At 70.1% G+C, this 21,657-nt stretch carries 2 protein-coding genes; both read left to right on the forward strand.

Features of this window, described 5'->3' with window-relative positions:
* Positions 1 to 19,991, forward strand: a 19,991-nt coding sequence (locus tag HG543_RS12790; RefSeq protein WP_169345014.1) for a non-ribosomal peptide synthase/polyketide synthase, incomplete at its 5' end; no start/stop codon positions are given.
* Between the two features lie 32 nt (positions 19,992 to 20,023).
* Positions 20,024 to 21,622 (forward strand): MBL fold metallo-hydrolase, encoded by a 1,599-nt coding sequence (locus tag HG543_RS12795; protein ID WP_169345015.1) that lies wholly within the window; start codon positions 20,024 to 20,026, stop codon positions 21,620 to 21,622.
* The last annotated feature ends 35 nt before the right edge of the window (positions 21,623 to 21,657 follow it).

The following is a 21,657-nucleotide window of genomic DNA, read 5'->3' on the forward strand; positions in this document are numbered from 1 at the left end:
CCCTCCCGCCTCTCGAGCCGCGGCCTCGGGGCGACGCGCCCCTGCCCCTGTCCTTCGCCCAGCAGCGACTGTGGTTCCTCGAGCAGCTCCAGCCGGGGACCGCCCTCTACAACGTGCCCGTGGCCGTCCGGCTTCGGGGAGCGCTCGACGTGTCGGTGCTCGAGCGCGTCTTCAACGAGCTGCTCCACCGTCACGAGCCCCTGCGCACGACGTTCCGGCTCGAGGCCGAGGACTCGGTCCAGGTCATCGCCCGTACGGCCGGGTTGAGGCTGGCGGTGGTGGACCTGACGGTGCTACCGGCGGCGCGCCGCGAAGAAGAGGCCCTGCGGCTGGCCAACGCGGAGGCCCGGCGTCCCTTCGACCTGGAGCGGGGGCCGCTGCTGCGCGCCACGCTGTTGAAGCTCGACGCGCAGGAGCATGTGCTGCTGCTGACCATGCACCACATCGTCTCGGACGGCTGGTCCATGGGCGTGCTGGTGCGCGAGGTGGGGCTGCTCTACGCGGCGTTCTGTGAGGGCCAGCCCTCGCCGCTGCCCGCGCTGACCGTGCAGTACGCCGACTACGCGATGTGGCAGCGCGAGTGGCTCCAGGGCAAGGAGTTGGAGCGCCACCTGTCCTTCTGGAAGGAGCAGCTCGCGGGAGCCGCGCTCGCGCTGGAGCTGCCGACGGACAGGCCGAGGCCTCCGGAGCAGACCTTCCGCGGCGCGACGCTGCCGGTGAAGCTGCCACGGGAGCTGAGCGAGGCCCTCAAGGCCCTGTGCCAGCGGGAGGGTGTCACCCCCTTCATGCTCCTGCTGGCCGCCTTCCAGGTGGTGCTGCACCGCTACTCGGGCCAGGAGGCCTTCTGCATCGGCACTCCGATGGCCGGCCGCGATCAGGCTCAGCTCGAGGGACTCATCGGCTTCTTCGTCAACACGCTGGCGCTGCGCACCCGGCTGGAGGGCAACCCCACCTTCCGTGAGCTGCTGGGGCGGGTGAAGGAGAGCGCCATTCGCTCCTTCGCCCACCAGCACCTGCCCTTCGAGAAGCTGGTGGAGGAACTCCAGCCCGAGCGCGACCTGGGCCGCGCGCCCATCTTCCAGGTGCTGTTCGCATTCCAGAACACACCCTCGTCCGAGCTGAATCCTGCGGGGCTTTCACTGAGCCCCATTGGCGTGGACACGAACGTCTCCAAGTTCGAGCTGGAGCTGGTCCTGGGAGAGACGCCGGACGGAGTGCTCGGCGGCTTCACGTACAACACGGACCTGTTCGACGCCGCCACCATCTCCCGCATGGCCGAGCACCTGCAGGTGATGCTGGAGGCGGCTGTCGCCAGGCCCGACACGCGCCTGTCCGCCCTGCCCCTGCTCTCCGAGGCCGGTCGCCGCCAGGTGCTGGTGGAGTGGAACGACACGGCCGCCGACTTCCCGGCCACCTCCTGCATCCACCACCTCTTCGAGCAGCAGGTGGCCCGTACTCCCGATGCCATCGCCGTCGAGTTCGGTGATTCCCTCCTCACCTACCGGCAGCTCGATGCTCGCGCCAACCAACTGGCCCACCATCTGCGCTCCCTGGGCGTCGGCCCCGACTGCCTCGTCGCCCTGTGCCTGGAGCGCTCGCTGGAGCTCATCGTCTCGCTGCTGGCCATCCTCAAGGCCGGCGGCGCCTACCTCCCTCTCGACGCCTCCTATCCCGCCCAGCGGCTGGCCTTCATGCTGGAGGACGCTCCCGCTCGCCTCCTGCTCACCTCGCGCGCCCTGCTCTCGAAGCTGCCCGTCTCCGAGCTCCTCCCCTCACTCTGCATCGAGGAGCTGAGCCTCGACGCGCTGCCTACCTCCCCTCCGGCCTCCGGCGTCTCCTCCCGCCACCTGGCCTATGTCGACTTCACCTCCGGCACCACCGGCCGGCCCAAGGGCGTCGCCATCGAGCACCGCGGCGTCATGCGCCTGCTGCACGGCGCGAAGTACGCCCACCTCGGCCCGGAGGAGACCTTCCTCCTCATCGCCCCCATCTCCTTCGATGCGTCCACCCTCGAAGTCTGGGGGCCGCTGCTGTTCGGTGGCCGCCTCGTCGTCTTCCCGCCCCAGTCGCCCAGCGATTTGGAGCTGCTGAGCACCGTCCTCCAGCGCCACCGCGTCACCACGCTGCACCTGACGGCGGGCCTGTTCTCCCAGGTGGTGGAGCACAAGCCCGAGGCGCTGCGCGGCGTGCGGCAGTTGCTCACCGGCGGCGACGTCGTCTCCGCTCCGCACGTGCGGCGCGTGGTGGAGGAGCTGGGGATTCCGGTAACGGCCTGCTACGGCCCCACTGAGTCCACTCTCTTCACCTCCTGCTGGCGCATGACGCGGCCCGAGCAGGTCGGCTCCGCCGTCCCCATCGGCACCCCCATCGCCAACACCCAGGTGTACCTGCTGGACGGCTCCCTGCAGCCCGTGCCCCCGGGTGTCCCCGGAGAGCTGTTCATCGGCGGCGACGGCCTGGCGCGCGGCTACCTCTCCCGCCCGGACCTCACCGCCGAGCGCTTCGTCCCCAACCCCTTCGCTTCGTCTGCCGGTGCCCGGCTCTATCGCACCGGCGACCTGGCCCGCTGGAGCGCCGAGGGCGTGCTGGAGTTCCTCGGCCGCCGCGACAACCAGGTCAAGGTGCGCGGCTACCGCATCGAGCTCGCCGAGGTGGAGGCCGCCCTGCTGGCGCACTCCGCCGTGCGCGAGGCCGTGGCCCTCGTGCGCGAGGACGTGCCCGGCGACAAGCGCCTGGTGGCGTATGTCGTCCCCCAGGCGGGCCAGTCCCTCGATGTGGGCTCGCTGCGCTCCTTCCTCCAGCAGCGGGTGCCTGAGTTCATGGTGCCCTCGGCCTTCGTCGCCCTGGAGGCCCTGCCCCTCACCGCCAATGGCAAGGTGGACAGGAAGGCCCTGCCCACTCCCATCCTCTCCCGCTTCGAGCAGAAGTCCGCCTACGTCGCGCCTCGCAACGACGTGGAGCAGCGCCTGTGCGACATCTGGGCGCTCGTCCTGGGTCGGAAGCAGGTGGGCATCCACGACAACTTCTTCGAGCTGGGTGGCGACTCCATCATCAGCATCCAGGTCGTCGCGCGGGCGCGGCGGGCGGGCCTCGTGCTCGCCACTCGCCAGCTCTTTCAGCACCAGACCGTGGCCGAGCTCGCCCTCGTCGTGAAGCCCGCGGCGGAGGTGCTGGGTGAGCAGGGCCCCGTCACCGGCCCGGTGCCGCTCACGCCCATCCAGCACCACCTGCTGACGCTCGACGCCGCGCACGCCCACCACTTCAATCAGACCCTGCTCCTCGCCTCCCGGGTGCCGCTGGAGCCCTCGCGTCTGGAGAAGGCCCTCGCGCACGTGGTGGCTCACCACGATGCCCTCCGTCTGCGCTTCCGACAGCACGACGGGCAATGGCATCAGGAGAACGCAACCCCCGACGAGACGCTCTTCCACCTGCTCCAGGTGGACCTCTCCTCCACACCCGCTTCCGAGCAGCCCGCTGCCCTCGAAGCCGAGGCCTCACGTCTGCAGGCCAGCTTCGTCCTCTCCCAGCCTCCCCTGCTGCGCGCCGCCCTCTTCCACCTCGGCGACGGCCAGCAACGCCTGCTTCTCGTCGTCCACCACCTCGTCGTCGATACCGTCTCCTGGCGCGTCATGCTGGAGGACCTCGAGTCCGCCTACCAGCAGCTCCAGCAAGGCCCTGCCGCCTCGTTGCCGGCGAAGACGACCTCGTTCCAGGCCTGGGCTCGCCGCCTTCAGGCCCATGCCCACTCCGAGTCCCTGCTGGACGAGGCCCCTCTCTGGCTGGACGAGGCCCGTGCACGGGTGGCGCCGCTGCCCACGGATGCCTCCGGGGCCAATACCTACGCCTCCGCGCGCTCCGTCTCCGTCTCCCTCGAGGCCGAGGAGACGCGGGTGCTGCTCCAGGAGGTGCCCACCGCCTGGCGTGCCCACATCAACGATGTGCTCCTTACCGCGTTGGCCCGTGCCCTCTGTGAGTGGACCGGTCAGTCCCAGGCGCTCGTCAGTCTGGAGGGCCACGGCCGCGAGGAACTCTTCGAGGATGTGGACCTCTCGCGCACCGTGGGGTGGTTCACCTCCCTCACGCCCGTGCTGCTCCCCGTGCCCGAGGGCGCTTCCGTCGGCGACGGCCTGCGCGCCGTGCGCGACTCGCTGCGCCGCCTTCCCCACCGGGGTCTCGGCTTCGGCCTGCTGAAGTGGCTCGGGCCGGTGGACATCGCCGAACGGCTCCAGGCCCTGCCCGTGCCGCAGGTGGCCTTCAACTACCTCGGCCAGCTCGATGCCGCGGCGACATCCAGCAGCCTCTTCACCTTGAGCAACGAGCCCCTGGGGCCTGCCTCCGCTCCCTCGAGCTCGCGTTCGCACGTGCTGGAAGTCAACGGCTCGGTGCTCGGTGGACAGCTCCAGCTCTCCTTCGGCTACAGCACCCACCTGCACCACGCGGCCACCATCGAGTCGCTCGCCCAGCGCTTCCTGCATCACCTGCGCGCGCTCATCTCCCTGCGCGCCTCCGAGGACGCCCGCCGCTTCTCCCCGGGGGACTTCCCCCTCGCGTCCCTCTCCCCGCAGGCGCTCGACACCGTGCTGCGGCAGGCCGGCTCCGCCGTCGAGGACCTCTACCCGCTCTCTCCCACCCAGCAGGGTCTGCTCTTCCACTCCCTGCTGGCTCCCTCCTCTTCTACCTACTTCGAGCAGCTCTCCTGGACGGTCACCTCCTCGCTGGACCTGCCCGCGTTCCTGCGGGCGTGGAAGGTCTGCCTCCAGCGCCACACCGTCCTGCGCTCTTCCTTCCACTGGGAGGGACTCGATACGCCGCTCCAAGTGGTTCACGCCCAGGTGGAGCTGCCCTTCGAGATGCTCGACTGGAGCACCCTGCCCGCCGATGAGCAGCAGGCCCGCTTCGAGCAGCTCCTCCTCGATGACCAGAAGCGTGGCATCGAGCTGCGCCGCGCTCCGCTGGTGCGGCTGACGGCCGTGCGCCTGGGGGAGAGCTCCGTGCGCTTCCTCTGGAGCCACCACCACCTGCTGCTGGATGGCTGGAGCCTTGGCCTGCTCATCAGCGAGGTCTTCTCCTTCTACGAGGCCTTCCGCTCCGGCTCCACGCCCCGGCTCTCCGGCACGCGCCCCTACCGCGACTACATCGCCTGGTTGCAGCGCCGCGACGCCTCCACCGATGCGTCCTTCTGGCGCTCGTACCTGGAGGGCTTCTCCGCTCCGACACCTCTGCCCGCGGATACCCGTGCGACACCGCCGCGAGGCCAGTCCGCCGAGCACCTCTCCCTCGAGCTGGGCCTCTCGGCGGAAGCCACGGCCTCCCTGCAGGCCCTGGCCCGCCAGCACCAGGTGACGTTGCACACGTTGGCCCTCGCGTCGTGGGGGCTCGTCCTCTCCCATTACTCGGGTGAGCAGGACGTCGTCTTCGGCAACACCGTAGCGGGCCGTCCTCCCGAGCTGCCCGGTTCCGACACCCTGGTCGGCATCTTCATCAACACCCTGCCCACGCGCATCCGCGTGCCGTCGGCTTCCTCGGCCCTCGGTCCCTGGCTCCAGTCGCTCCAGGCCCAGCAGCTCGAGCTGCGCCAGTTCGAGCACTCTCCGCTCGTCCAGATTCAATCGTTCAGCCAGGTGCCTCGGGGCGCCTCGCTCTTCGACTCGCTGCTCGTCTTCGAGAACTATCCTCTCGACGCCTCGCTGTCGGGTTCGACCTCCTCGCTCCAGGTGAAGGACGTCCACGGCTACGAGCGCACCAACTACCCGCTCACGCTTTCCGTCCTCCCCGGCCAGCCCCTACGGCTGCGGGCCTCGTATGACTCGCCTCGCTTCGAGCCCGCGTCCATGCAGCGACTGCTCGAACATTGGCGCCAGGCCCTGATCTCCCTCGCATCGGCCGTCCGGCTGAGCGACATCTCCCTGCTCTCCGAGGCCGAGCGTCAGCAGGTGCTCGTCGAGTGGAATGACACCCGCGCGCCCCTGGCGGTGGACACCTGCATCCACCACCTCTTCGAGGCCCAGGTGGCTCGCACTCCCGATGCGCCTGCCCTCGGCTTCGAGGGCGCGTGGCTCTCCTACCGGGAGCTGGAGCAACGCTCCAACCAGCTCGCCTGGCACCTGCGCTCGCTGGGTGTTGGCCCCGAGGTGCGCGTTGGATTGTGCGCCGAGCGCTCCCTGGAGTTGGTGGTGGGCCTGTTCGCCATCCTCAAGGCTGGCGGCGCCTACGTCCCGCTCGACCCGTCCTACCCCCGTCAGCGCTTGGAATGGATGCTGGAGGACGCGCGTCCCGCCGTGCTTCTGGCGCAGCCCGCCCTGCTGACTCGCTTGCCGCAGACGCCGGAGGCCACCGTGGTGGCCCTGAATGACGAGGCGCTGCGCGCTCTGCCCACGCACGCGCCCGCGCCGCTGGCCACCCCGGACTCGCTGGCCTACGTCATCTTCACCTCGGGCTCCACCGGCCGCCCCAAGGGCGCCATGAATGCCCACCGCGCCGTCGTCAACCGCCTGCTCTGGATGCAGCAGGCCCATGGCCTCTCAGCCCAGGACGTCGTGCTGCAGAAGACGCCCTATAGCTTCGACGTCTCCGTCTGGGAGTTCTTCTGGCCGTTGATGACGGGCGCACGCCTGGTGCTCGCGCGCCCTGGCGGCCACCAGGAGCCCGACTACCTGGTGCGCCTCATCGCCGAGCAGCACGTCACCACGCTGCACTTCGTGCCCTCCATGCTCCAAGTCTTCCTGGAGGAGCCGGAACTGGAGCGGTGCGCGTCGCTGCGGCGCGTGGTGTGCAGTGGCGAGGCTCTCTCCGCCGAGTTGGCTCAGCGCTGCCTGCAGCGACTGCCCGGCGTGGGCCTGCATAACCTCTACGGCCCCACCGAGGCCGCCGTCGACGTCACCGCCTACCCGTGCGTGCTCGAGGACTCCCACCGCACGGTGCCCATCGGCCGCCCCATCGCCAATACCTCCATCCGCATCCTCGACGCGCACCTGCGTCCGGTGCCGGTGGGCGTGCCCGGCGAGCTCTTCATCGGCGGCGTCCAGGTGGGCCGCGGCTACCTCGCCCGGCCCGAGCTCACCGCCGAGCGCTTCATCCCCGACCCCTTCTCTTCCGAGTCAGGGGCCCGCCTCTACCGCACCGGCGACAAGGCGCGCTGGCTGGCCGACGGCCATATCGAGTACCTGGGCCGGCTCGACTTCCAGGTGAAGGTGCGCGGCCTGCGCATCGAGCTGGGTGAAATCGAAGCGGCCCTGGAGCAGCACCCGCAGGTGCGTCAGGCCGTGGTGGTGGTGCGTGAAGACGCCTCGGGCGACAAGCGGCTGGTGGCCTACGTGGTGCCGCCCTCGGGCGCACAGCCTCCGTCCACCCCGGAGGTGCGCGACTTCCTGAAGGCGAAGCTGCCCGAGTACATGGTGCCCTCGGCCTTCGTCACCCTGGAGGCCCTGCCCCTCAACTCCAGCGGCAAGCTCGACAGGAAGGCCCTGCCCGCGCCGGACGCCGCGCTCTCCACCCGCGCCGAGTACCTCGCGCCTCGCGGCGAGACGGAGCAGCGCCTCGCCTCCCTCTGGAGCGAGGTGTTGCGCGTCGAGAAGGTGGGCGTCCACGACAACTTCTTCGAACTCGGCGGCCACTCGCTGCTGGCCACCCAGGTCGCCTCGCGCATCCGCGCCACCTTCGGCGTGGACCTGCCTCTTCCCACCCTTTTCGAGGCTCCTACCCTCGAAACCCTTGCCGCCTCCATCGACGCTCTCGCGCGTGAGGCGCTTGGGGCGAAGCTGCCTCCCCTGCGGCCCGTGGAGAGGACGGGCGCGCTGCCGCTGTCCTTCGCTCAGCAGCGGCTGTGGTTCCTCGATCAGCTCGTCCCCGACAGCGCGCTCTACAACATGCCCGTGCCGCTGCGCCTGGAGGGCTCGCTGGACGTGGCTGCCCTGGAGCGCAGCCTCTCCGAGCTGGTGCGTCGTCACGAGGTGCTGCGTACCTCCTTCCCCGCCGAAGGAGACCAGCCCATACAGGTCATCTCGCCGCCCGCGCCCCTGCCCCTGGAGCGCGTGGACCTGAGCGCCCTGCCCACCGAGGAGCGTGAAGCCGAGGCCCGCCGACTCATCGAGGCCGAGTGCCGCAAGCCCTTCTCGCTCGCTCGCGGCCCGCTGCTGCGTGCCCTGCTGCTGAAGCTCGAAGAACAGCAGCACGTGTTGGTGCTCAGCCTGCACCACATCATCTCCGATGGCTGGTCCATGGGCGTGCTGGCGCGCGAGGTGGTGGCGCTCTACGAGGCCTTCTCGCAGAGCCGGCCCTCGCCCCTGCCCGAGCTGCCCGTGCAGTACGCCGACTTCGCTTCCTGGCAGCGCCAGTGGCTCCAGGGTGAAGCCCTCGAAGCGCAGTTCTCCTACTGGCGCCAGCAGCTCACCGGTGCGCCCCAGCTGCTGGAGCTGCCCACCGACAGACCTCGTCCCGCCACCCAGTCCTACCGCGGCGCTACCCTCTCGCGGCTCATGCCCCGGGCGCTCTCCCAGGCGCTTCAGAAGCTCTGCCAGCGCGAGGGGGTCACCTCCTTCATGGCCCTGCTGGCCGGCTTCCAGGTCCTGCTGGCCCGCTACTCCGGGCAGACGGACGTCGTCGTCGGTACCGACATCGCCGGCCGTACTCACGCGGATACCGAGGGCCTCATCGGCTTCTTCATCAACCAGCTCGTCATGCGCGGCGACCTCTCGGGAGACCCCACCTTCCGTGAGCTGCTGAGCCGCACGCGTCAGGTGGCGCTGGGCGCCTATGCGCACCAGGACGTGCCCTTCGAGGAGCTGGTGCGCGCTCTCAACCCCGAGCGCAGCCTCGCTCACGCGCCGCTGTTCCAGGTGAAGCTGGTTCTGCAGAACACCCCGGACATCGAGCTGCGCGTGCCGGGGCTCACCTTCCGCAGTGCCGACAGTGGCACGGGCTCGGCGAAGTTCGACCTGACGCTCTCCATCCAGGAGGCGCCCGAAGGCATGGCCTGCATCGCCGACTACAGCACCGACCTGTTCGACGCCGGCACCATGGCTCGGATGCTGGAGCATCTGCAGGTGCTGCTGGAGGCCGCTGTCGCCCAGCCCGACACGCGCCTGTCCTCCCTGCCTCTGCTCACCACCGCCGAGCACCAGCGTGTGCTCGTGGAGTGGAATGACACGCGCGCCCAGCTGCCGGACACGTGCGCCCACCACCTCTTCGAGGCCCAGGTGCAGCGCACTCCGGACGCCCCCGCCGTGCAGATGGGGGAACTCTCGTTGACGTACCGTCAGCTCGACGAGCGCGCCAACCAGCTTGCATGGCACCTGCGCTCCCTGGGCGTCGGGCCCGAGGTCCTCGTCGGCCTGTGCGTCGAGCGCTCCCCGGAGCTCGTCGTCTCCATCCTCGCCGTCCTCAAGGCCGGCGGTGCCTGGCTGCCGCTCGACCCCTCCTACCCCACCGAGCGCCTGTCCTTCATGCTGCGCGATGCGCGGCCTCCCGTCCTTCTCACCCAGGACAAGCTCGCCGACGAGCTGCCCGTGCAGAACGAGCTGCTCGTCCTGCTCGACTCCGAGTGGGACTCGCTCATCTCCCGTCAGCCCACGCACGCCCCCGATGTGCGCGTGCTGCCCGACAACCTCGCCTACGTCATCTACACCTCTGGCTCCACCGGCAGGCCCAAGGGCACCCTGCTGCGCCATCGCGGCCTGTGCAACACGGCTCGAGAAACCCTCACCTTCATGGACCTGGGGCCCGGCCGCCGCCTGCTCCAGTTCTTCTCCTCGGCCTTCGACGCCTCTGTCTCCGAAATCTTCCCCGCCCTGCTCTCCGGCGCCTGCCTCGTGCTCGCCTCTCGCGACGAGCTGATGCCTGGCGAGCCCCTGCTCGAGCTCGTCTCACGGCACTCCATCACCACGCTCAAGCTCACTCCCTCCGTGCTCGCGCAATTGGAGCCCGAGCGGCTGCAAGGGGTGCGCACGCTCATCACCGCCGGAGAGGCGTGCCCGCCGGAGTTGGTGGCGCGCTTCCAGCCCGGCCGCCGCTTCGTCAACGCCTACGGCCCCACCGAGGCCACCGTCTGCGCCACCGTCAATACCGACGTCGACTCCCAGCGCGTCTCCATCGGCAAGCCCTTCCACAACGTGCGCACGTACGTGCTGGACGCCTTGCTGCGGCCGGTGCCGGTGGGCGTACCGGGAGAGCTCTTCATCGGCGGCGTTGGCCTGGCACGGGGCTACCTCGGCCGGCCGGAGCTGACCGCCGAGCGCTTCATCCCCAACCCCTTCGCCTCCGAGCCCGGAGAGCGTCTCTACCGCACCGGCGACAAGGCGCGCTGGCTCGACAATGGCCAGCTCGAGTACCTCGGCCGCATCGACTCGCAGGTGAAGCTGCGCGGCTTCCGCATCGAGCCAGGCGAAATCGAGTCCGCGCTCTCCTCCCATCCCTCCGTGCGCGAGGTCGTCGTCGCGCTGCGCGAGGACACTCCGGGCCACAAGCGCCTGGTGGCCTACGTCGTGCCGTCCTCGGAAGCGCCGGCTCCCGACGCCAATACCCTGCGCGAGGCCCTCAAGCAGAAGCTGCCCGAGTACATGGTGCCCTCGGCCTTCGTCACTCTGGAGGCCCTGCCCCTCAACTCCAGCGGCAAGGTGGACAGGAAGGCCCTGCCTTCTCCGGACCTCGCCCGTTCCGGGTCGAAGCCGGCGTACGTCGCGCCTCGCAACGACGTGGAGCAGCGCCTGTGTGACATCTGGGCCCTGGTCCTTGGCCAGAAGCATGTGGGCATCCACGACAACTTCTTCGAGCTGGGTGGCGACTCCATCATCAGCATCCAGATCGTCGCGCGGGCGCGGCGGGCGGGCCTCGTGCTCGCCACCCGTCAGCTCTTCCAACACCAGACGGTGGCGCAGCTCGCCCTGGTGGCGGAGTCCGCCTCCGAGCCGATGGGCGAGCAGGGCCCCGTCACCGGTCCGTTGCCGCTCACGCCCATCCAGCACCACCTGCTGGTGCACGACGCGGAGCACGCCTACCACTACAATCAGGCCGTGCTCCTGGCCTCGCGCGCGCCGCTGGAGCCCTCGCGTCTGGAGAAGGCCCTGGCGCACGTGGTGGCCCACCACGATGCCCTCCGCCTGCGCTTCCACGAGGCCGAAAATGCCTGGCGGCAGGACAACGCCAGCCCCGATGAGGCCCCCATCCACCTGCTCCAGGTGGATCTCTCCTCCACACCTGCCTCCGAGCAGTCCGCCGCGCTCGAAGCCGAGGCCACACGCCTGCAGACCAGCTTCGTGCTGGCGCAGCCGCCGCTGCTGCGCGCCGCGCTCTTCCAGCTCGGTCACGGTCAGCAACGCCTGCTGCTCGTCGCCCATCACCTCGTCGTCGACACCGTCTCCTGGCGCGTCATGCTGGAGGACCTCGAGTCCGCCTACCAGCAGCTCCAGCAAGGCCCTGCCGCCTCGTTGCCGGCGAAGACGACCTCGTTCCAGGCCTGGGCTCGCCGCCTTCAGGCCCACGCCCACTCCGAGTCCCTGCTGGCCGAGGCGCCCTCCTGGCTGGACGAGGCCCGCGCTCGGGTGGCTCCGCTGCCTACCGACACCTCCGGTCCCAACACCTACGCCTCCGCACGCTTCGTATCCGCCGGCCTCGATGCCGAGGAGACGCGGCTGCTGCTCCAGGAGGTGCCCACCGCCTGGCGCGCCCACATCAACGATGTGCTGCTCACGGCCCTGGCCCAAGCTGTCTCCGAGTGGACGGGACAGGCCGGAGTGCTCGTCGACCTGGAAGGCCACGGCCGCGAGGAACTCTTCGACGACGTGGATGTCTCGCGCACCGTGGGGTGGTTCACCTCCCTCACGCCCGTGCTGCTCCCCGTGCCCACGGGCGGGTCCACCGGAGAGTGCTTGCGCGCCGTGCGCGACTCGCTGCGCCGCCTGTCCCACCGGGGCATCGGCTTCGGCTTGCTGAAGTGGCTCGGGCCGGACGACGTGGCCCAGCGGCTCCAGGCCCTCCCCGCGCCGCAGGTCGCCTTCAACTACCTCGGCCAGTTCGATGCCGCGGCCGCCTCCAGCCGCCTCTTCTCCCTGGCCCCCGATTCCTCGGGCCCGGCGATCTCCCCGTCGGGGATGCGCCTGCATGCATTGGAGATCAACGGCTCCGTCTTCCAGGGCCGGCTCCAGTTCGCCTTCGGCTACAGCGCCCACCTGCACCACGCGGCCACCATCGAGTCGCTGGCCGACCGCTTCCTGCACCACCTGCGCGCGCTCATCTCCCTGCGCGCCTCCGAGGACGCCCGCCGCTTCTCTCCCGGCGACTTCTCTCTCGCGACCCTGTCCCAGCAGGCGCTCGACACCGTGCTGCGGCAGGCCGGCTCCGACGTCGAGGACCTCTACCCGCTCTCCCCCACGCAGGAGGGCATCCTCTTCCACTCCCTGCTGTCTCCGGAGTCCTCCACCTACTTCGAGCAGATCTCCTGGACCGTCACCTCGGCGCTGGACCTGCCCGCGTTCCTGCGCGCGTGGAAGGCCTGCCTCCAGCGCCACACCATCCTGCGTTCCTCCTTCCACTGGGAGGGGCTCGATACGCCGCTCCAGGTGGTCCACTCCCAGGTGGAGCTGCCCTTCGAGATGCTCGACTGGAGCACCCTGCCGGCCGATGAGCAGCAGGCCCGCTTCGAGCAGCTCCTCCTCGATGACCAGAAGCGCGGCATCGAGCTGCGCCGCGCGCCGCTGGTGCGGCTGACGGCCGTGCGCCTGGGGGAGAGCTCCGTGCGCTTCCTCTGGAGCCACCACCACCTGCTGGTGGATGGCTGGAGCCTCGGCTTGCTCATCAGCGAGGTGTTCTCCCTCTATGAGGCCTTCCGTTCTGGCCTCACGCCGCAGCTTGCTCCCAGGGCTCCCTTCAGGGACTACATCGCCTGGTTGCAGCGCCGAGACGCCTCCGCCAATGAAGCCTTCTGGCGCTCGTACCTGGAGGGCTTCACTTCGCCCACGCCGCTCCCTGCGGACACCCACGCCGCGCCGCCTCGGGGCCAGCAGGCCACCCATCCCACGCTGGGAGTGACCCTCTCCGCCGAGGACACAGCCGCCCTGCAAGCCTTCGCTCGTCAGCACCAGGTGACGATGCACACGTTGGCCCTCGCGTCGTGGGGGCTTGTCCTCGCTCATTACTCAGGCGAGCAGGACGTCGTCTTCGGCAACACCGTCGCGGGTCGTCCTCCCGAGCTGCCCGGCTCCGACACCCTGGTGGGCATCTTCATCAACACGCTGCCCGCGCGCGTCCGTCTGCCCTCGGCCTCCTCGGCACTGGGGCCCTGGCTCCAGGCGCTCCAGGCCCAGCAGCTCGAGCTGCGCCAATACGAGTACTCCCCACTCGTCCAGGTCCAATCGTTCAGCCAGGTGCCTCGGGGTGCCTCGATCTTCGACTCGCTGCTCGTCTTCGAGAACTACCCTGTCGACGCCTCGCTGTCGGGTTCGACCTCGTCGCTCCAGGTGAAGGACGTCCAGGGCTACGAGCACACCAACTACCCGCTCACCCTCTCCGTTCTCCCCGGCCAGTCCCTGCGCCTGCGGGCTGTCTACGACTCGCCCCGCTTCGAGCCCGTGTCCATCCAGCGGCTGCTCGAACACTGGCGCCAGGCCCTGCTCTCCCTGACGTCGGGCACCCGGCTGAGCGACGTCACCCTGCTCTCCGAGGCCGAGCGGCAGCGCGTGCTGGTGGAGTGGAACGACACGGCCGCCGACTTCCCGGCCACCTCCTGCATCCACCACCTCTTCGAGCAGCAGGTGGCCCTGCGTCCCGATGCCATCGCCGTCGAGTTCGGTGACTCCCTCCTCACCTACCGACAGCTCGATGCTCGCGCCAATCAACTGGCCCACCACCTGCGCTCCCTGGGCGTCGGCCCCGATTGCCTCGTCGCCCTGTGCCTGGAGCGCTCGCTGGAGCTCATCGTCTCGCTGCTGGCCATCCTCAAGGCCGGCGGCGCCTACCTCCCTCTCGACGCCTCCTACCCCGCCCAGCGTCTGGCCTTCATGCTGGAGGACGCTCCCGCTCGCCTCCTGCTCACCTCGCGCGCCCTGCTCTCGAAGCTGCCCGTCTCCGAGCTCCTCCCCTCGCTCTGCCTCGAGGAGCTGAGCCTCGACGCGCTGCCGACGTCCCCTCCGGCCTCTGGCGTCTCCTCCCGCCACCTGGCCTATGTTGACTTCACCTCCGGCACCACCGGCCGGCCCAAGGGCGTCGCCATCGAGCACCGCGGCGTCATGCGCCTGCTGCACGGCGCGAAGTACGCCCACCTGGGGCCCGAGGAGACCTTCCTCCTCATCGCCCCCATCTCCTTCGATGCCTCCACCCTCGAAGTCTGGGGCCCGCTGCTGTTCGGCGGCCGCCTCGTCGTCTTCCCGCCCCAGTCGCCCAGCGATTTGGAGCTGCTGAGCACCGTCCTCCAGCGCCACCGCGTCACCACGCTGCACCTGACGGCGGGCCTGTTCTCCCAGGTGGTGGAGCACAAGCCCGAGGCGCTGCGCGGCGTGCGGCAGCTTCTCACCGGTGGCGACGTCGTCTCCGCTCCGCACGTGCGGCGCGTGGTGGAGGAGCTGGGGATTCCGGTGACGGCCTGCTACGGCCCCACTGAGTCCACTCTCTTCACCTCCACGTATCGCATGACGGACGTGGCCCACGTGGGGGCCTCCGTCCCCATCGGCACCCCCATCGCCAACACCCAGGTGTACCTGCTGGACGGCTCCCTGCAGCCCGTGCCCCCGGGTGTCCCCGGAGAGCTGTTCATCGGCGGCGATGGCCTGGCGCGCGGCTACCTCTCCCGTCCGGACCTCACCGCCGAGCGCTTCGTCCCCAACCCCTTCGCTTCGTCTGCCGGCGCCCGGCTCTATCGCACCGGGGACCTGGCCCGGTGGAGCGCCGAGGGCGTGCTGGAGTTCCTCGGCCGCCGCGACAACCAGGTGAAGGTGCGTGGCTACCGCATCGAGCTCGCCGAGGTGGAGACCGCCCTGCTGGCGCACTCCGCCGTGCGCGAGGCCGTTGCCCTCGTGCGCGAGGACGTGCCCGGCGACAAGCGCCTGGTGGCCTATGTCGTCGCTCAGGCGGACCAGTCCCTCGATGTGGGCTCGCTGCGCTCCTTCCTCCAGCAGCGGGTGCCTGAGTTCATGGTGCCCTCGGCCTTCGTCGCACTGGAGGCCCTGCCCCTCACCGCCAATGGCAAGGTGGACAGGAAGGCCCTGCCCGTTCCCGACGGTGTCTTCGCTTCTGCTTCCGCGTACATCGCTCCTCGCGACGAGACGGAGCGCCGGCTCGCCGCCCTCTGGTGCGAGGTGCTGCGCGTCGAGCGCGTTGGCCTCCACGACAACTTCTTCGTCCTGGGCGGTCACTCGCTGCTGGCCACGCGAATCGTCTCTCGAATCCGCGCCGTCTTCGGTGTGGAACTGCCCCTGCGTACGCTCTTCGAGGCTCCGACGCTCGAAGCCCTCGCCCGGGCCGTGGAGACCTCCCTGCGCTCGGCTCGTGCGCTTGCCCTGCCGCCACTGCGGCCCGTGGAGAGGACGGGCGCGCTGCCGCTGTCCTTCGCACAGCAGCGGCTGTGGTTCCTCGACCAGCTCGTCCCCGACAGCGCGCTCTACAACATGCCCGCGCCGCTGCGCCTGGAAGGCTCGCTGGACGTGGCCGCCCTGGAGCAAAGCCTCTCCGAGCTGGTGCGCCGTCACGAGGTGCTGCGCACCTGCTTCCCCGCCGAGGCCGGCCAGCCCCTGCAGGTCATCTCGCCGCCCGCGCCGCTGCCCCTGGAGCGCGTGGACCTCAGCGCCCTGCCCGCCGAGGAGCGCGAGGCAGAGGCCCGCCGGCTCGTCGAGGCCGAGTGCCGCAAGCCCTTTCCTCTCTCTCGCGGCCCGCTGCTGCGTGCCCTGCTGCTGAAGCTGGCCGACACCGAGCACGTGCTGCTGCTCAACATGCACCACATCATCTCCGATGGTTGGTCCATGGGCGTGCTGGCGCGCGAGGTGGTGGCCCTCTACGAGGCCCTCTCACAGGGCCGGCCCTCGCCCCTGCCCGAGCTGTCCGTGCAGTACGCTGACTTCGCTTCCTGGCAGCGCCAGTGGCTCCAGGGAGAGGCCCTGGAGAGCCAGCTTTCCTACTGGCGTCAGCAGCTCACCGGCGCGCCCCAGTTGCTGGAGCTGCCCACTGACAGGCCTCGTCCCGCCTCCCAGTCCTATCGCGGCGCCAACCTCTCGCGGCTCATGCCCGCCACCCTGGCCAAGGCGCTCCAGGCCCTCTGCCAGCGGGAAGGTGTCACCTCATTCATGGCCCTGCTGGCTGGCTTCCAGGCCCTGCTGGCCCGCTACTCCGGGCAGACCGACATCGTCGTGGGCACCGACATCGCCGGCCGCACCCATGCCGACACCGAGGGGCTCATCGGCTTCTTCGTCAACCAGCTCGTCATGCGCGGCGACCTCTCCGGAGACCCCACCTTCCGCGAGCTGCTGGGCCGCACGCGCCAGGCGACGTTGGGCGCCTACGCCCACCAGGACGTGCCCTTCGAGGAGCTGGTGCGCGCTCTCAACCCCGAGCGCAACCTTGCCCACGCTCCCATCTTCCAGGTGAAGCTGGTTCTGCAGAACGCGCCCACCACGGAGCTGCGCGTGCCGGGGCTCACCTTCCGCGGCGCCGAGAACGATACCGGCTCGTCGAAGTTCGACCTGACGCTCTCCATCCAGGAGATGCCCGAGGGCCTGGCCTGCACCAGCAACTACAGCACCGACCTGTTCGACGCCGACACCATGGCTCGGATGCTGGAGCACCTGCAGGTGTTGCTGGAGGCCGCTGTCACTTCCCCTGACACACGGCTGTCCTCCCTGTCCCTGCTCACCGAGGCCGAGCGTCAGCGCGTGCTCGTGGAGTGGAATGACACGCGTGCCCAGCTGCCGGACACGTGCGCCCACCACCTCTTCGAGGCCCAGGTGCAGCGCACTCCGGACGCCCCCGCCGTGCGGATGGGGGAACTCTCGTTGACGTACCGCCAGCTCGACGAGCGCGCCAACCAACTGGCTCACCACCTGCGCTCCCTGGGCGTCGGCCCCGAGGTCCTCGTCGGCCTGTGCGTCGAGCGCTCCCCGGAGCTCGTCGTCTCCATCCTCGCCGTCCTCAAGGCCGGCGGTGCCTGGCTGCCGCTCGACCCCTCCTACCCCACCGAGCGCCTGTCCTTCATGCTGCGCGATGCGCGGCCTCCCGTCCTTCTCACCCAGGAGAAGCTCGCCGACGAGCTGCCCGTGCAGAACGAGTTGCTCGTCCTGCTCGACTCCGAGTGGGACTCGCTCATCTCCCGTCAGCCCACTCACGCCCCCGACGTGCACGTGCTGCCCGACAACCTCGCCTACGTCATCTACACCTCCGGCTCCACCGGCAGGCCCAAGGGCACCCTGCTGCGCCACCGCGGCTTGTGCAACACCGCTCGCCGCACCATCAGCGCCATGCACCTGGGGCCCGAGAACCGGGTCCTCCAGTTCGCCTCCATCGGCTTCGATGCGTCCGTCTGGGAGACGCTCCCCACGCTGATGGCTGGCGCTCAGCTCCACCTCGCCTCGCGTGACGAGCTGATGCCCGGCGCGCCCCTGCACCAGCTGCTCCAGCAACGCTCCATCACCGCCGCCACGCTCACCCCCTCCGTGCTCGCCCAGCTCGAGCCCCAGGGACTCGAAGCGCTGGAGACGCTCACCTCCGCCGGCGAGGCGTGCACCCCGGAGCTGGCGGCGCGGTGGAAGCCGGGGCGGCGCTTCATCAACGCCTACGGCCCCACCGAGACCACCATCTGCGCCACGCTCGATGCGGAGCTGGACGCGGGACGCATCAGCATCGGTCGGCCCTTCCACAACGTTCAAGCCTACGTCCTCGACTCGCAGCTGCGGCCGGTGCCGGTGGGCGTGCCGGGAGAGCTCTGCATCGGCGGCGTCGGCCTGGCCCGGGGCTACCTCGGCCGGCCGGAGCTGACCGCCGAGCGCTTCATCCCCAACCCCTTCACCTCCGAGCCCGGAGAGCGCCTCTACCGCACCGGCGACAAGGCGCGCTGGCTCGGTAACGGCCAGCTCGAGTACCTCGGCCGCATCGACTCGCAGGTGAAGCTGCGCGGCTTCCGCATCGAGCCAGGCGAAATCGAGTCCGTGCTCTCCTCCCACGCCTCCGTGCGCGAGGCCGTCGTCACGCTGCGCGAGGACGGAAGTGGCGGAAAGCTGGTGGCCTACGTGGTGCCCGGAGAGGAGGGCCAGGCCGACACGGACACCCTGCGCTCCTTCGCCCGGGAGCGGCTGCCCGAGTACATGGTGCCCGCGGCCTTCGTGGTGCTCCCGGCGCTCCCCCTCACCTCCAGTGGCAAGGTGGACAAGAAGGCCCTGCCGGCGCCCACGCTCGAGGAGCGCCGCGGGAAGAAGCCCTACGCCCCGCCGAGCACGCCCACGGAGGAACTGCTCACCCGGCTCTGGGCCCAGGTGCTGTGCCTGGAGCAGGTGGGCATCCACGACAACTTCTTCGAGCTGGGCGGCGACTCGCTGATGTGCGTGCGGCTGGTGGCCATGGCCGCGCAGGCGGGCCTCGCGTTCCAGGTGCAGCAGATGTTCCAGCACCAGACGGTGGCGGAGCTGGCCCCGGTGGTCGGCACCGCCGCCCCGGCGCAGCCCCCGGAGAGTCCAGAGGCGAGCGCTCCCCGCGTCGATGAGCGCCTCCCGCTCCTGCCCCACCATCAGTGGCTCGTGGAGACTTTCGACCTGGAAACCGAGCCCTGGGCCAGCACCATGGTCTGGGACGTGCCCGGAGAGACGCGCGCGGAGCTGCTCAAGGCCAGCCTGGCGTTCCTGAGCGAGCAGCATGACGTCATCCGCCTGCGGCTGCGGCGCACGCCCGAGGGCTGGACGTCGTGGATGCTGGCGTCGGCGGGCGAGCCTCACGTCGAGGAGCACGACCTCTCCGGACGCACGCCCGAGGCCCAGCGCGAGGCGCTGCTGCTCACGGGCCGTCAGCTCCAGGCCCGCTTGAGCATCGCCCGCGGGCCGGCGCTGGCGCTGGCCTTGTGCCGCTACGGCGGTTCCGGGCCCGACAAGCTCATCCTCAGCATCCACCACACCCTCTACGACGGGTACTCATTGCCCCTGTTGATGGAGGACCTGCAGGCCACCTACCTGCGACTCGCCACCGGGCAGCCGCCAGGGCCGCTCGCGGTGAGCAGCTCCTACCGTCACTACATGCGGACCGTCGCGGCCCATGGCCGCTCCGAGTCGATGATGAAGGAGGCCCGCGCCTTCTGGCTCGGCGAGCACCGCCTGCGGCCGGGCGCGAGGCTGCCGGTGGACCTGGAGGGCGGCAGGCACACGGATCGCAACTCGCGGCGCCTCCCCATGCCGTGCCCCCCGGAGCTCACGAGCCGCCTGGCCGATTACGTCCAAGGACACAAGGATGTGTCCCTCAATGACCTGCTGCTCTTCGCCCTGGCGCGGGCCTGGGCCCGCTGGACGGGCGACGCGCCGCTGCGCCTGGATGTGGAACACAATGGCCGGGCGGGCGTGGTGGCGGGCGTGGACCTGGTGCGCACCCTCGGAGCCACCACGCTCAAGTTCCCGATGCTCCTGGAGGCGAAGGCCTCGGAGGAGGTCCGGGCCTCCTTCGCCTCGCTCAAGCGCACGGTGCGCGACACCGTGGCGCATGCGCTGGACTACGGACTGCTCCGCTACGGCCCGGATGAGACCGTCCGTCAGCGGCTGGCCGCACTGGGAGCGCCCCAGGTCTTCTTCAACAACCGCGGAGCGACGTTGAACTCGCGGCCTCCATCGTCCGCGATGCCCGGCGGAGTCGAGTCCCTCGCCTTCCCCGACAGCGAAGGGCGGGAGTACCCCGTCTCCTACGACTTGATGATCGAGTGCGACGGAGCCGGCCCCGCGATGCAGATGACCTGGGTGTACAGTGGAGCCATCCACCAGGAGGCGACCATCCGCGCGTTGGCCGAGGACCTCTACGCCCAGCTCGCCGCACTCGTCGACGCCACCTGAGCCTTCCCATCTCACTTCCCCACTGACCCGTCATGTCCGAGACCCTCTACCGATTGGCAGACCCCACCTGCGTTGCCCCGCTCGTCCAGAGCTGGGCCGCGTGGTGGATGACCGTGGCCCCGATTCCGGCCAGCCTGCACGTGCACAAGTCGCAGCTGCCGCTGCTCAAGGGCTATCTCCAGAATCCCGACTTCCACGCGCGGGCCGCGAAGGATCCGGCCCTGAGCGGTGGCACCTTCGTCGGCGTCGCTTCCGAGCGGGCCGGCGAGGTGAAGGCCCTGCTGCAGCAGATGCAGGAGGCCCAGGCCGACCGGGTGCGGCTGGCCGAGGCGCTCGAGGAGTTCCAGGGCTGGCTGGTGGATGAGGCGAAGGGCCAGTCACTCGAACCCCTCTACGAGAAGCTGCCCGAGCCGCTGCGGGGCATGGTCGAGCTGTCGTACGACTACATCAACCGTCCCTTCGTCCGGGTGATGGAGGGCGCGCTGTACCGTGGCAACCACCACAAGCCGCAGCTCCAGTCGCTGCGCCTGCTCCCGCTGGCGTCGGACGCCAGCCGCCCCCACCTCTTCACGACGCCCTACCTGATGGAGCCCGGGCAGATCGACTGGGCCATTCCCTTCGCCGAGGAGCGCATCAGCCGCCTCTTCGAGACGGACCTGTCGCCCCGTCCGCTCGGCTACCTGCGCGATGTGCTGGGCCCCGCCGTCACCCGTGACGAGCAGTTGCTGCCGCTGCTCACCGACGCGCCGCCCGCGAAGTACACGCCGTGGGAGGGTCCGGGGCCGCGCGTGCGCTACCTGGGACATGCCTGCGCGCTGGTGGAGTGGAAGGGCATCACCCTTCTCGTGGACCCTGTCATCAGCGCGCGCCCGAGCGAGGGCGGCATGCCGCGGCTCACGTTCCACGAGCTGCCGCCGCGCATCGACTACGCCCTCATCACCCACAGCCATCCGGACCACCTCGCCATCGACACGCTGCTGCGGCTGCGTCACCGCATCGGTCATCTGGTGGTGCCGCGCTCCAACGGCTTCCTGGTGGGTGACTACTCCCCCAAGCTGCTGGCCCGTTCGATGGGGTTCCAGAACGTGCTGGAGCTGGAGAGCTACGAGTCCGTCCCCCTGCCCGACGGTGAGCTCATCGCGGTTCCCTTCCTCGGCGAGCACGGCGACGTCGGCCACGCGAAGTCCTCGTACGTGGTGCGCACCGGCAAGCAGCAGCTCCTCTTCGCCGCCGACTCCATGTGCGTGGATGACGCCGTCTACCGGGACATGCGCCAGAACCTCGGCCCCATCCAGACGGTCTTCATGAACACCGAGACGGAAGGCGCCCCGCACACCTGGACGCTCGAGGCGCTCTTCCCCAAGAAGCGCGACCGCAAGATGGAGAAGAACCGGCGCTGCCGCGGCAGCAACGCGAACGAGGGACTGCGCATCCTCGAGCTGGTGGGCGCCTCGCGGCTGTACAACTACGCCATGGGGCTGGAGCCCTGGCTGGAGCACATCATCGGCCCGCCCAGCCCCCCGGACGCCCCGCGCATGAAGGAGTCGGACCGGCTGCTCACCGAGGCCCGGGCCCGAGGCCTCACCGCGGAGCGGCTCATGGGGCCCACCGACCTCCTGCCAGGAGCCTGAGCTCCGCCTGCTTCGAGTAGACGCCCGGCCCCGCC

Origin of the sequence: Pyxidicoccus fallax (genome assembly GCF_012933655.1) — a bacterium.
GTDB lineage: Bacteria > Myxococcota > Myxococcia > Myxococcales > Myxococcaceae > Myxococcus > Myxococcus fallax.

Excerpts from the sequence above, each read along its gene's own strand:
- HG543_RS12795 (WP_169345015.1), top strand. The coding sequence starts at position 20,024 with ATGTCCGAGACCCTCTACCGATTGGCAGACCCCACCTGCGTTGCCCCG.